Origin of the sequence: Nonomuraea purpurea (assembly GCF_042650645.1) — a bacterium.
GTDB classification, from domain to species: Bacteria; Actinomycetota; Actinomycetes; order Streptosporangiales; family Streptosporangiaceae; genus Nonomuraea; species Nonomuraea purpurea.
The window spans coordinates 224,248-237,019 of the sequence record NZ_JBHSBI010000005.1 but is presented as its reverse complement, the minus strand read 5'-3'; the positions used below and the strand labels follow the sequence as shown (position 1 = coordinate 237,019).

At 70.6% G+C, this 12,772-nt stretch carries 10 protein-coding genes and 1 pseudogene; 4 read left to right on the top strand and 7 right to left on the bottom strand.

Translation table 11 applies throughout. From position 1 onward, the window contains the following. The first annotated feature begins 106 nt into the window (after window positions 1-106). Entirely contained in the window at window positions 107-1,936 is a 1,830-nt protein-coding gene (locus ACFOY2_RS12355) for a transketolase (protein ID WP_379528107.1), read from the top strand. Window positions 1,937-1,992: 56 nt separating this feature from the next. Further along, window positions 1,993-2,220 carry a hypothetical protein gene (locus tag ACFOY2_RS12350; RefSeq protein ID WP_379528307.1) on the top strand — a complete coding sequence of 76 codons (228 nt, stop codon included), beginning with the start codon at window positions 1,993-1,995 and terminating at the stop codon, window positions 2,218-2,220. 254 nt (window positions 2,221-2,474) lie between these two features. Here the strand turns inward: ACFOY2_RS12350 and ACFOY2_RS12345 are convergent. Continuing rightward, window positions 2,475-2,597 (bottom strand): annotated as a pseudogene (locus ACFOY2_RS12345) (ChaB family protein); the annotation flags it as partial. Between the two features lie 12 nt (window positions 2,598-2,609). Beyond that, window positions 2,610-2,891 (bottom strand): hypothetical protein, encoded by a 282-nt coding sequence (locus ACFOY2_RS12340; protein ID WP_357808459.1) that lies wholly within the window; start codon window positions 2,889-2,891, stop codon window positions 2,610-2,612. A 38-nt stretch (window positions 2,892-2,929) separates the two neighbouring features. On the opposite strand from ACFOY2_RS12340, the gene ACFOY2_RS12335 reads away from it, so the two are divergent. Both ACFOY2_RS12335 and ACFOY2_RS12330 read left to right on the top strand, forming a co-directional pair. Continuing rightward, a complete protein-coding gene (locus ACFOY2_RS12335) occupies window positions 2,930-3,421 on the top strand; it encodes a shikimate kinase (RefSeq protein ID WP_379528106.1) in 492 nt (163 codons plus the stop codon). Between the two features lie 138 nt (window positions 3,422-3,559). Continuing rightward, entirely contained in the window at window positions 3,560-6,958 is a 3,399-nt protein-coding gene (locus ACFOY2_RS12330; RefSeq protein WP_379528105.1) for a WD40 repeat domain-containing serine/threonine protein kinase, read from the top strand. Here ACFOY2_RS12330 and ACFOY2_RS12325 read toward each other — a convergent pair. The 5 genes from ACFOY2_RS12325 to ACFOY2_RS12305 form a co-directional block, all read right to left on the bottom strand. Next, window positions 6,955-8,592: a serine/threonine-protein kinase gene (locus tag ACFOY2_RS12325; protein ID WP_379528104.1), complete on the bottom strand. Its 1,638-nt coding sequence runs from the start codon at window positions 8,590-8,592 to the stop codon at window positions 6,955-6,957. The two genes, ACFOY2_RS12330 and ACFOY2_RS12325, sit on opposite strands and share 4 nt — an antisense overlap. Before the next feature lie 71 nt (window positions 8,593-8,663). Then, window positions 8,664-9,662 (bottom strand): hydroxyacid dehydrogenase, encoded by a 999-nt coding sequence (locus ACFOY2_RS12320; RefSeq protein ID WP_379528103.1) that lies wholly within the window; start codon window positions 9,660-9,662, stop codon window positions 8,664-8,666. 52 nt (window positions 9,663-9,714) lie between these two features. After that, on the bottom strand, window positions 9,715-10,533 hold the full coding sequence (locus ACFOY2_RS12315; RefSeq protein ID WP_379528102.1) for a carbohydrate ABC transporter permease: 819 nt from the start codon (window positions 10,531-10,533) through the stop codon (window positions 9,715-9,717). Beyond that, window positions 10,530-11,450 (bottom strand): carbohydrate ABC transporter permease, encoded by a 921-nt coding sequence (locus ACFOY2_RS12310; RefSeq protein WP_379528101.1) that lies wholly within the window; start codon window positions 11,448-11,450, stop codon window positions 10,530-10,532. Before ACFOY2_RS12310 ends, ACFOY2_RS12315 begins: the two co-directional genes overlap by 4 nt. Further along, entirely contained in the window at window positions 11,447-12,688 is a 1,242-nt protein-coding gene (locus ACFOY2_RS12305; RefSeq protein ID WP_379528100.1) for an extracellular solute-binding protein, read from the bottom strand. Before ACFOY2_RS12305 ends, ACFOY2_RS12310 begins: the two co-directional genes overlap by 4 nt. Between the last annotated feature and the right edge of the window lie 84 nt (window positions 12,689-12,772).

Genomic DNA, 12,772 nt, shown 5'->3' with positions numbered 1-12,772 from the left:
TTGGCGGGAGGTCCCTGGTGCCGCAGGATCCGCAAGGAGCGTGGGGCGTGGGTGACTTAAAGAGGCCCGGGACGGGTAGGCGGCGGGAAACCGTTTCGAGGAGGCCATGATGCCCGAACGCGATCTTCAGTTCCTGACCGAGTTGGCCGCGCAACTGCGTGTCGACTCCGTGCGGGCGGCCGATGCGGCCGGTTCGGGCCATCCGACCTCGTCCATGTCCGCCGCCGACCTCATGGCGGTGCTGTTCGCCTGCCACCTGCGCTACGACTTCGACCACCCCGGCAACCCGGCCAACGACCATCTGATCTTCTCCAAGGGCCACGCCTCCCCCTTGCTCTATTCGCTGTTCAAGGCGGCGGGCGTCATCGACGACGAGGAGTTGTTGTCGTTCAGGAAGCACGGGAGCCGGTTGGAGGGGCATCCGACCCCGAGGTTGCCGTGGGTGGACGTGGCGACCGGTTCTCTGGGGCAGGGGTTGCCGATCGGTGTCGGGGTGGCGATGGCCGGGCGGCTGGAGCGGTTGCCGTACCGGGTGTGGGTGTTGTGCGGGGACAGTGAGCTGGCCGAGGGGTCGATCTGGGAGGCGGCGGAGCACGCGGGGTGCGAGGGGCTGGCCAATCTGACGGCGATCGTGGACGTGAACAGGCTCGGCCAGCGCGGCCCCACCAGGCATGGGTGGGACACGGGCGCGTACGCGCGCAGGTTCGGCGCGTTCGGCTGGCACACGATCGAGATCGACGGGCATGACCCCGGCCAGATCGACTACGCCTTGGGCGACGCGTGCAACACGCGCAGGCGGCCGACGGTCATCCTGGCGAAGACGCGCAAGGGCGAGGGCGCGGTGGAGGTGGAGAACCGCGAGGGAGCCCACGGCAAGGCCCTGAAGAATCCCGGCAAGGCCGTGGACGAGCTGGGCGGCCGGCGTGACCTCCGGGTGGAGGGGCACAGGCCGGAGGAGGCCCCCGAGCCGTACCGGTTCGCCTCGAAGCCGTTGGAGCTGCCCGCGTACGAGGTGGGCGAGAAGGTGGCGACGCGGACGGCGTACGGGCAGGCTCTGGCGGCGCTCGGCGCGGCCAGGGGGGACGTGCTGGCGCTGGACGGCGAGGTGGCGGATTCGACCAGGACGGAGGCGTTCGGCAAGGAGTTCCCCGAGCGTTTCTTCGAGATGTACATCGCCGAGCAGCAGCTTGTGGCCGCGGCCATCGGGTTGCAGGTGCGCGGGTTGAGGCCGTACGCGGCCACGTTCGCGGCGTTCCTGACCAGGGCTCACGATTTCATCAGGATGGCCGGGGTGAGCGGGGCCTCGATCCGGCTGGTCGGGTCGCACGCCGGGGTGGAGATCGGCGAGGACGGGCCGTCCCAGATGGGGCTGGAGGACCTGGCCATGATGCGTACGGTGTACGGGAGCACTGTGCTCTACCCGTGTGACGCCAACCAGGCGGCGGCGCTGACCGCCGAGATGGCGGATGTGGAGGGCGTGTCGTATTTGCGTACCACGCGCGGGAACACGCCGGTCATCTACGGGCCGGGCGAACGTTTCCCCGTGGGCGGCTCGCGGGTGCTGCGGCACTCCCCCGGTGACAGGGCCACGATCGTGGCCGCAGGGGTGACCGTGCACGAGGCGCTGGCGGCGGCCGACGAGCTGAAGGCGGAGGGGGTTCCCGTGGGGGTCATCGACCTGTACTCGATCAAGCCCGTCGACTCGGCGGTGCTGGTCGAGGCGGCCACGACCACGGGCAACCTCATCACGGTCGAGGACCACCGCCTCGAAGGCGGTCTGGGGGACGCGGTGATGGACGCCGTCAGCGAACTCGGGCCCCGGGTGGTGAAGCTGGCCGTGACCGAGCTGCCGGGGTCGGCCACGCCCGAGGAGCAACTGTCCGACGCACGCATTGACCGCCAGGCGATTCGCCAGGCGGTCAAGCGGTTGTTGTGAGATAAGCCGGGGACGGGGGTCAGCGAGACCTGCCCCTCGTCCTCGACGTCCTCGACGTGGCGGAGCGGGAGGTCCTGCCCGACGTGGCCGACCTCGACGTGGTCGTGGACCTGGTGGTCCTCGACGGGGTCGCCCTCGACCGGGACGTGGTCGTCCGCGTGGCGCTCGTCCTCGACGTCGTCGACGCGGCGGCTCTCCTCTTGGCCCGCCTGATGGCGTTGATGAGCTCCTGTTTGGTCATCTTCGAGCGGCCGACCACGTTGAGTTTGGCGGCCATCATCTGAAGATGCTCTCTGGTGTCGCTGGCGCTGACCGTCTCGGTCATCCGAGCGGCCCTGCTCGTCGCGGCCTTGGTCGTGCGCCCCATGGCGGCCTTGGTCGTGCGCCCCATGGCGGCCCTGGTCCGGCTCGTGGTCCGGCTCGTGGCGCGGCTCGTGGTCCGGCTCATCGAGGCCTTGCGTGAAGGCCCCTTACCGTTCTTGGGCTCCCAGTGGTCGCCGACCTTCTCGAAGGAGCTCTTCAGCGCGGCGAACGCGGTCATGTGCGCGCGCCGCCCTTCTCCGTACTCCTTGACGGCGGAGTCGTGTGCCTTGATCCAGGTGTTCTGAGCCTTCTTCGGCGAACGCTTGATGGTCGACGGCAGCTCTTGTACAGCTGGCATGTCGATTACCTCCTACAGCGGTGGTTCGTCGTAGCGGCGACGTTCCTCGTACACAGTGGTACGGCGAGCCTCGGGCTCCTCGTATACCTCGTGTCGGTGCACCGGCTCGTCAATCGGACCGACGGCCCTGCGTGTGACCGTGATTCGGTATATGCCGAACCCGAGTCCGACAAGGCCGCCGAGCATGAGGATGACACCTACTACGTTGATGTCGAGGCCAGCGAGGTCGAACTCGACGGCCCAGGTGAGGATCGCACCGAGCATGATGAGGATGATGCTTCCGGCGATGGTCATCGAAATTACCTCCTTGACACGAAAGAACCTCTATCCACATGTCGAAAAACAAACCAGTCGTAGTGGTCGGACTGATGGGCTCGGGGAAGTCGTCGGCGGGAACACTCATCGCGCAGGCGCTCGGAATGCCGTTCAGCGACAGCGACCAGTGGCTTCAACGCGAGCACGGCGGCACGGCCGCGCCCATCGCCGTCCATGAGGGTGCGGACGCGCTGCACCGTTACGAGGCGGAACACGTGCTGCGCGAACTGGAGGGCGAGCCGAAAGTCATCGCGGCGGCGGCCAGCACGGTCGAGGACCCGGAGGTGCGTCAGGCGCTGCGCAAGGCGCTGGTGGTGTGGGTGGACGCCTCCGACGAGGTGTTGTCACGACGGATGCGCACCAGCGACCATCGCCCCGACTTCGACCCGACGGTCATGCGTGCCCGTCGCGAACCCTATTTCCGGGAGGTGGCGGACGTGACCTACGATGTCGGGACGCTGAGCCCCGAGCAGGTCAGGGACGCGGTGCTGGACGAACTGGACCGGTGATCGGGACAAAATGGTAAGTAAGATCAGAAAGCCTGGCATAATTGATCATGACGCATGGGTCCCCCGAGGCGCGCGGGGGACCTGTGGCGTCTTTCAGGCAACCAATGGGCGGTGTCGTGCATCTAAGCATCAGTGACGATGCGCTTGGTGCCAGGTGACCCCGAGAGGCTCGGCGGCTTTTGGCTGGCGGCCAGGCTCGGCGCGGGCGGGCGCGGCGTAGTTTACGACGCATACGACGACGAAGGACGCAGGTTCGCGGTCACGGCGCCGCGGGGCGAGGTCGGTCGCAGCTTCGAGCGGGTGACGTGCCGCCATCTGGCGGAGGTGGTCGCGGTTGGAGCCGACGATGGTGTGCCGTACGTGGTGAGCGAGTTCGTGCCAGGGCCCGACCTGCGGCGCGCGCTCAAGGCGCACGGCCCGTACGCGGGTGACGAGCTGGTCGCCCTGGCGGGCGCGCTGGCCTCGGCGCTGCGGGCGCTGCACGAGGCTGGGCTGACGCATCGCGGGCTGAATCCGGAGAGCGTGCTGCTGTCGCCGGACGGCCCCAGGGTGATCGAGCTGGGCGTGCCCGCGGGGGGCACGGTCGGCGGCACGTATACCTATCAGCCGCCCGAGGTCCTGACCGGGGGTGAGGCGGGTCCCGCGGCCGACGTGTTCGCGTGGGGCGCGGTGGTGCTGTTCGCGGCCACCGGGCACGACCCCTTCCACGGCGAGAGCCTCGGTGGCGTCATGCACCGGCTGCTGACCGTCGATCCCGACCTGAGCGTGCTTCCCGACTCCCTGCGCGAGCCCGTGGGGCGGGCGCTGGCCAAGGATCCGGCCGAGCGCCCCGCCGCCGCCGAACTGGTGATCGAGACGCGGACCGAGCTGGAGCCTCCGGACGGGCTCGCGGGCGGCGTGCGGTCGCTGGGCGAGGTGGCCGAGGAGGTCTACCAGACGCTCACGCCACGCCAGCAGGAAGAGGTGCCCGGGCTGCTGCTGCGCCTGCTCGACGGCGACAGCCCCCACGACGAGGGCGACGTCCTCGGCCCGCTCATGGAGGCGGGCCTCCTGGTGCGCCGCAGCGTGCGCGTGCCCCCGTCAGAGACCTCGGCCGGCAAGCTCGTGGCCGTCAGCGACGACCGCCTGGCCCCGGCCAGCGCCGCCCTCTACCACGCCTGGCCCCGGCTGCGCGGCTGGGTCGCCGACGAGCGCGAGGGCATGCCCGTGCACGGGCGGATCCGCGAGGCGGCCAGGGAGTGGTCGCAGCACCGGCGCGGAAGCAGCCGCCTACTCCGCGGCCACGAGCTGGACACCGCGCTCGGCTGGGCCGCGACAAAGCGCCGCCACTTGCGCCTCAACCAGCTCGAACGCGACTTCATCAACGACAGTGTCGCCCTGTCCAAGCAGCGCAGGAAGCTGCTGACCCCGTCACTGACGGCGGTGGCGGCGGTGCTGGCCATCGCGGTGACGATGGCGGTGGTGTCCGTGCACGGCCAGAACGACCTGCGCGGCCGGCTCGTCGAGGCCAACGCGCGGGCCGTGGCCGCCAGGGCCGAGGCGATGCGCGCGAGCGACCCGCGTACCGCGATGCGGCTCAGCCTGGCGGCGTGGAAGTTGTCGCCGGTGTTCGAGGCGCGGGCCGCGGTGCAGGCCTCGCTCGTGCAGCCGGAGCTGGGGGTCTTCACCGACCCGGACGCCGACCTGCGGGCGCGCTACCTGCTGCGCGGCGACGAACTAGTCAAATGGGACACCAGTACGGTCACCGTCTGGAACGTGGCCCACGGCCGCAGGCTCGCCACCTACCCCCTGCCCCCGGGCAGCACGGCGCTGAGCGACGACGGGCGCTTCGCGGAGGGGCCGGACGGCAAACCGTTCGAGGTGGCCACGGCCCAGGCGCCCGCAAGGGGCGCCTACGCGATCAGCAGCGGCAACAGGACCAGGGTCTACCGCGACGGAGCGCTGCTGTTCGACGTCACCGACCGCAAGGTGGCGATCTCCCGCGACGGCGCCAAGGCCGCCTTCTCGGGCCTGAACGGGCGGGTTGAGCTGTGGAACCTGCCCGGCAAAACACGGACGAGCGTCGTCGAGGTCCAGGCCGTCACCGGCGCGGACGCGGCGGCCCCCGCCCTGGCGTTCAGCCCCGACGGCAACACGCTGGCCGTGGTGGGCCGCGACGGGGTCACGCTCGTGCAGGCGGGGCGCACGGGCACGCTACGCGCCGAGCGGGCACACGGGTTCGGTGAGGAACGCACGCCCCCGTCAGCCTCCCTACCCCAGCAGAAGTCCTCAGAACGCTCGAAAGGCCGGCTGCCCCCCGGAGCCGAGAAGACGCCGGGCACGGAGGGGAAGGGCCCGCCTCGCGGTGTGGAGGCCGTCGACGCCCTGGGCACGGCCCATGACGCCGCGGCCCACCCGCCCGTCTTCTCCCCGGACGGCCGCCTCATCGCCCTGCACGGCGCCGGTGAGGTCCGCGTCTGGAACGTGGCCGAGCGCCGCCTCGCGGGCGCCTACCCGCTCCGCGACCCCGAGCACGGCCTGGCCTTCTCCGCCGACGGCCGGTCGCTGCGCTACCTGAGCGGCACGGGCTCGGTCGTCTCCCTCGACGTCTCGGGGCTGCCGGTGCCCGCCGAGGACGGCGCCGCCGCCCGGTTCTCCGGCAACGGGCGGGTCGTGGCCAAGGAGGTCGGCGACGCCATCGAGCTCACCGACACCGTCGACCGCAGGCCGCTCGGCCGCATCGCCGCCGCCGGCGACCTGGCCTTCGACGCCGCGGGCAAGCTGCTGGCCGTCGCGGGCGACCCGGTGACGGTGTGGGAGGTGCCCAGCGGCAAGCGGGTGAGCGTCATCCAGGCGGGCGGCGACGTGCCGGCCGTGGCGCTCTCCCCCGACGGCCGCACGCTGGCCACCGCGCGCGGCAGGACGCTGGAGACCTGGGGCGTGCGCGACGGCCGGCGGATCAAGGTGTACGAGGGGGCGGGCGATCTGGCGCTGGCCTTCAGCCCCGACGGCTCGACGCTGGCCGCGGGGCCCAACCTGCTCGACCTGCCTACCGGCAGGATCGTCCCGCTGAACCTCTCCAACGGCGCGGCAACCCCGGCGGCCGCCTTCTCCCCCGAGGCCGCGGTGACGCCGACCGCGCTGGCGTTCTCCCCCGACGGGCGCACGCTGGCGTTCGGGCTGGAAGGCGGCCGGGTGCTGCTCTGGGACGTGCGCGAGCGCCGGGCCGTGGGCACGATCGAGAGCGGCACGACCTCGGTGAACGAGCTGCGCTTCTCCCCCGAGGGCGACCTGCTGGCCGTCGACGCCGCCCGCACCTCGGTATGGGAGGTCGAAACCATGCGCGAGGTCGGCCAGGTCGGCTCGTGGGCCGCCGGGCTGGCCTTCAGCCAGGACGGCACGCGACTGCGCGGCATGGCGCTCGACGGCACCGTACGCGAGAGCGCGGTCGATCCCTCGCTGGCGGCGCGGGAGGTGTGCGCCAGGGCGGGTGGGGCGCTGAGCGAGGCGGAGTGGACCCGGCTGATCCCCGAGAGCGACTACCAGAAGAGTTGTTAGTCGTGCGGATAGGTCTTGACGACCTTGCCCTGAAGGTTGGCGACCAGGTAGCCGGAGCGGTAGCCGTCACTGGCGTAGACGAGCAGCACCTGACGGGGGTTGGCGAAGGCGAAGTCGGGGTCCACGATCAGATACCGTGTGGTCGGTTTCGGGACGCCCAAGCCGGTGCTCGCCCTTTTGAGCAGGCCGGGGAGGGCGTCCCAGTTGTAGGCGTCCAGGTCCGCCAGCGGGCCGTCCACCGTGCCGCCGGCGCTTGACCGGGTCAGCTCGCCGTCGCGGTACATGTAGGTGTCGTAGAGCTCCTTGTCCCGCTTGATCGGCGCGTTGATGACGGCGTGGGTCGCGTGCACCGACATCCTGACGACCTTGCTGCCGCCCGTGGCCGACTTGACCTTGGCGATCAGGTCGCGGATGCCCGCGGAGGTCAGCAGGCTCGCGGTGCGCGCGGGCGTCTCGGGCGTGTCATCGTCATTCTCGCGCTCCAAGCCGCGGGTCGGCATCGGGACGGATGGCAGCGTCAGCCGGCCACCGTCCGGGTCGTCACCCTGATCGGGGAACACGGCCGGAAGCAGCCGCCACACCAGGACGCCGACCACGACGACCACCGCGGCTGACACCGCGAGCGCCGCGAGCACCGCGTTGCGGGCGGCCCGACGGGGACGCGACGGGGGCTGTTGCGCCGGACGGGCGTACCCGGGCATGGGCGGCACGGTCTGCGCCCCCGCGAACCGCGGCGGCACAGTCTGCGGCCCTGAGGCCACCGGCGGCATCGCGGGTTCCGGGGTGGCGGGGGCCGGCGGTGGGTATGGGGCCGGGCCGGGGTCGGTCAGCAGGCGGTCGAGGGTCTCGGCGTCGGGCCTGGCGGCGGGGTCGCGCCTGAGCAGGGCGATCAGCACGGGGGTGAGCGCCCCTGCCCGCTCCGGCGGCGGCACGTCCTGGTTGAGGACGGCGGCCAGCGTCGCCAGCGTGGTGCTCCTGCGCAGCGGATGCCGCCCCTCGACGGCCACGTACAGCATCATGCCCAGCGACCACAGGTCGGAGGCGGGATCGCCTTCGAGGCCGTTGATGCGCTCGGGCGCCATGTACTCGGGCGAGCCGATGAACGCCCCCGTCGCCGTCAGGTTCGTGGACTCCCGCACCGCCGCGATGCCGAAGTCGGTGAGCACCGACCGGCCGTCCGCGCGCAGCAGCACGTTGGCCGGTTTGACGTCGCGGTGCTGGATGCCGACCGCGTGCGCCGCCCGTAACGCGGACAGGACCTCCCGCCCGAGCCGCGCCGCCTCCTGCGGCGGCATGGGCCCGCGCTGGAGGCGGTCCTGGAGCGAGCCGCCGGTGACCAGCTCCATGACGATCCACGGGTAACCGTGCTCACCGGGGTCGACGATGTGGTGGATGGTGGCGACGTGGGGGTGGTTCAGCCTGGCCAGGGCGCGGGCCTCGCGCAGCACCCTGGAACGCAGCTCACGGGCGGCCGCCGGATCGTGCTCGTCCATCGAGGGGTCGGGCGGGCGCACCTCCTTGAGCGCGACCTCGCGGTGCAGGGCCACGTCCCAGGCGCGCCACACCAGGCCCATGCCGCCGCCGCCGAGCCGCTCCACGAGTTCGAAGCGGTCGTCGATCACCCGTCTGCGCATGCAGAGCAGCGTAGGGCCCGCGCCACTGTCGCCGCCATCAGCGCCCGGGTGTCAGGCTCTGCGTCAATTGTTCAGGCGCTGATGGTCAGGCTCTCCGCCTCGACGCCGTACGAGAACGGCAGGCCCTGCGCGTACCTGGCGAGCTCGTCCAGCGCGGAGTCGGCGATGCGCGCCAGTTCCCCGCCGAGCGATCCGGCGATGTGGGGTGTGAGCAGGACGTTGGGCAGGTCGTAGAGCGGCGAGTCGGCGGGCAGCACGTCGGGCTCGGTGACGTCGATGACCGCGTACAGCCGGCCGCCGGCGAGTTCGGCGACGAGCGCGTCCTGGTCGACGAGCGCCCCTCTGGCCGTGTTGATCAGCGTCGCGCCGTCGCGCATGCGGGCCAGGCGGGCGGCGTCGATGAGGTGCCTGGTCTCGGGGAGCGCGGGCGCGTGCAGGCTGATCACGTCGCACCGTTCGAACAGCTCGTCCAGCTCGACGTGCGGCACGCCCAGGTCGTCGGTCAGGTACGGGTCGGCGACGAGCACGTCCAGCTCGAACGGCCGCAGCAGTTCGATCACCCGCCGCCCGATCCTGGAGGCGCCCACGATGCCGATCGTGCGCCGGTAGTTGCCGAACCCGGGGAAACGTTCGTCCAGGTCCAGGCCCGACCGGTGCTCGCGGTAGAGCTTGGAGATGTCGAGGACGCGCTTGTTGGCGAACAGGATGGAGGCCAGTGTGTACTCGGCGACGGGCTCGGCGTTGGCCGCCGCCGCGGACGAGACGACGATGCCCCGCTGCCAGCACGCCTCGGTGACGTGGTGTTTGACCGAGCCGGCCGCGTGCACGATCGCCCGCAGCCTGGGCGCCCGGGCCAGCACGTCGTGGGTGATCGGCGGGCACCACCAGCTCGTGCAGAGCACTTCGGCCTCGGCCAGGGCCGCCTCCACGGCGGGGTCGGCGAAGTCCGCGGCCACCAAGCCGGGGTCCACGTCGGCGATCGTCACGAGGCGGTCGCGCACCTGGCCGGTGATGAGCTTGGCGGCGATCTGGTGGCCCATGGCGAGCAGCGTTTTCGGCCGCGATTCCATTGTTTTGCTCCCCCCGAGCCAAAATTCCGTCAAATCGATCATAACGAAGGCATCAGTCCTTGACCGCGCCTCCGAGCCCCGACACCAGCCGCCGCTGCACCGCCACGAAGAAGATCAGCACCGGGATCGTCATCAGCGTCGAGGCCGCCATGATCCCGCCCCAGTCGTTCTCGTCCGGTTTGAAGAAGACGAGCAGCGCCGCGGGCAGCGTCTGGTTGTCCTTGGCGGAGATGATGAAGGTCCTGGCGAAGACGAAGTCGTTCCAGGCGGTGATGAAGGAGAACACGCTGGTCGCCACCAGGCCGGGCGCGACCAGCGGGAACAGGATCCGCCACAACACGGTCGCGCGCCCGGCCCCGTCGATCATCGCCGCCTCCTCCAGCGTCTCCGGCACGGCCGCGACGAACCCGCGCATCATCCACACCGCGAACGGCAGCGTGAACGCCAGTTGCACCACCACCAGCGAGGCCAGCGTGTTGAGCAGCCCGAGGTCCCTGACGACGAAGAACAGCGGGATGGTCAGCGCCTCCACGGGCACCATCTGCGCGATCAGGAACATGATCAGCACGGTGGTCCTGAACCGGAAACGCAGCCGGGTGACGGCCACGGCGGCCAGGAAGGCGACGGCGGCGGAGAGCACCACCACGGACAGCGCCACCCCCGCGCTGTTGAGCAGGTAGCGGCCGAAGCCCTCGCCGGTCAGCACCCGGGTGAAGTTGTCCAGCGTGGGATGGAGCGTCCACGGCCGGACGTCCAGCGACTGGATCTCGCCGTCGGGCTTGAGCGCCGACGACACCATCCAGTACAGCGGGAACGCGGTGAGGAACGCCACGACCAGCGCCACGGCGTTCGGCAGCAGACGTCTCCTCACAGCCGCTCCCCACCGCGATACAGCGCCCTGATGTACAGCAGCGTGATCGCGAGCAGGATGAGCGTCATGACCACGGCGACGGCCGAGCCGAGCCCGTATTCTGAGGAGCCGAACGCGGTCTGGTAGGCGTAGACGTTGAGCACGGTGTTCTGGCCCGCCACGCCGCCGCCGTTGGTCATCACGTAGATCTGCGTGAACACCTTGAAGTCCCAGATCACCGACTGGATGACGACGATGGCGACCAGCGGCCGCAACAGCGGCACGATGATCTTCCAGAACGACTGCCACGCCGAGGCCCCGTCCAGCCCCGCCGCCTCCAGCACCGAGGCCGGGATCGCCTGGATCCCGGCGTAGAGCGTGACCATGACCAGCGGGAAGGAGTGCCACACGATCGTCGCCCCGACCACCCCGAAGCTCACCCACCGGTCGTAGAACCAGTTGAAGCCCTCCAGCCCGAGCACCTGGTTGACCAGCCCGAGGTCGGCGTCGAACAGGAACATCCACACGGTCGAGCCGGTCATCGCGGGCGCGGCCCACGCGCCGAGCGCCGCCAGCGACAGCGCCGTCCTGGGCACCGGGCCGACCCTGGTCAGCAGCACGGCCAGCGCCGCGCCGACGGCCAGCGTGGCGACCACGAGGGCCGCGGCGAATCCGACCGTCTGCAGCAGCACCTGCCAGAACCTGGCGTCGCCGAACAGCGTCGCGTAGTTGCCGAACCCGACGAACGTGCTCGGCCGGCCGCCGCCGACCTGGGCCTGCCGGTAGTCGAAGACCGACAGCAGGCCCAGCATGTAGAGCGGGTAGCCGAACAGCGGCACGAGCACGGCCGCCGCGGGCAGCAGGTAGAGCCACGGCCGGGGCCGTCCGGCCGTGCGCCCGGTCCCGCGCCCGGCCCGGCGTACGGCGAGCGCCGTCACGAGCGCCCGAAGGCCGTCTTGACGGCGGCGGCCGCCTCCGAGGTGGCCGCTTCCACGGTGGCCTGCCCGGTGGCGATCTTCTGCAGCATCGTGGGGATGACCTTGCCGTTGTCGATCTTCACCCAGGCGGGGTCGATCGGCACGAACCTGGTCCCCCTGTCGACCGTCGCGAGGAACGGCTCCAAGAACGGCTCCTCCTTCGCCAGCTTCTGGCGCACCCCGGTCAGCGTGGGCAGGTTGCCCATGGCCTTGTACATCTTGGTCTGGTATTCCTCGCTGCCCAGCAGCTTGAGGAAGTCCACGGCCAGCGTCCTGTGTTCGGCGTTCTTCATGACACCGAGGTTGTTGCCGCCGGCGAAGGCGGGCGCGATCGAGCCGTCGTTCCGGCCGGGCAGCGGCACCACGTCGTAGTTTCCCGCCGCCGGTCCCGCGTCCACGGCCGAGCGGCTGAAGTTGCCCAGGATGCCCATGGCCGCCTTGCCGGCGGCGAACAGTTCGACCGTCTTTCCGCCGGTCAGGGAGACGCAGGAACGGGGCGGGCAGATGTCCTGCGTCATCAGGCCCGTGTACGCCTTGACGCCCTTGCGCGACTCGGCCGAGTCCAGTTCGGTGATGTCGCCGCCGGAGTCCCAGATGAAGGGCAGGGCGCCGAAGGTGTACTCGCCGCCGACGGCGATGCCGTACAGGTCGGGACGCTTCGCCCTGATCGTGCGCGCGGCCACGTTGAGGCCGCCGATCGACGTGGGTGGAATGAGCCCGAGGTCGTCGAAGACGTCGGTGCGGTAGTACAGGGCGCGAATGCCGATGAACCACGGCAGGCCGTACTTCTTGCCGTCCACGGAGACGGATTGGAACAGGTGGGCCGCGATGTCCTGGCCCTCCAGGTCCGCCGTGAGGTCGGCCAGGCCGCCGGCGGCGACGTACTCGGCCAGGTCGGTGTTGCCGTATTCGACAACGTCGGGCGAGCTGGCGGGGTCGTTGAAGGCGCCCTTGAACCGCTCGTGCCTGGCGGGCGTGGTCGGGATGTAGGTGATCTCGATCTCGACGCCGGGGTGGCGGTCGGTGAACTCCTTGGCGGCCTCGTTGAGAACCTTGTCCTTGGGGGCGCGGTTGGGTTCGTCGTAGAACCAGACCCGCAGCGTTCCCGTCTTCTCGTCGCTTCCGCCCGAGGCCGGGCCGGTCGAGGGGGCGCAGGCGGCCAGCGTGAGCACGGCCACCGCAAAGTAAAGAAACTTCACTATTACCTCCTGAGCGCTGACACTAAGAACACGTCCGGGAGTCGGGAAGAGTTGTCAGTATTTGTTCTGCATTGCAGAACTTCG

Excerpts from the sequence above, each read along its gene's own strand:
- ACFOY2_RS12320 (WP_379528103.1), bottom strand. The coding sequence starts at position 9,662 with ATGGAATCGCGGCCGAAAACGCTGCTCGCCATGGGCCACCAGATCGCC.
- ACFOY2_RS12355 (WP_379528107.1), top strand. The coding sequence starts at position 107 with ATGATGCCCGAACGCGATCTTCAGTTCCTGACCGAGTTGGCCGCGCAA.
- ACFOY2_RS12325 (WP_379528104.1), bottom strand. The coding sequence starts at position 8,592 with ATGCGCAGACGGGTGATCGACGACCGCTTCGAACTCGTGGAGCGGCTC.
- ACFOY2_RS12335 (WP_379528106.1), top strand. The coding sequence starts at position 2,930 with ATGTCGAAAAACAAACCAGTCGTAGTGGTCGGACTGATGGGCTCGGGG.
- ACFOY2_RS12340 (WP_357808459.1), bottom strand. The coding sequence starts at position 2,891 with ATGACCATCGCCGGAAGCATCATCCTCATCATGCTCGGTGCGATCCTC.
- ACFOY2_RS12330 (WP_379528105.1), top strand. The coding sequence starts at position 3,560 with ATGCGCTTGGTGCCAGGTGACCCCGAGAGGCTCGGCGGCTTTTGGCTG.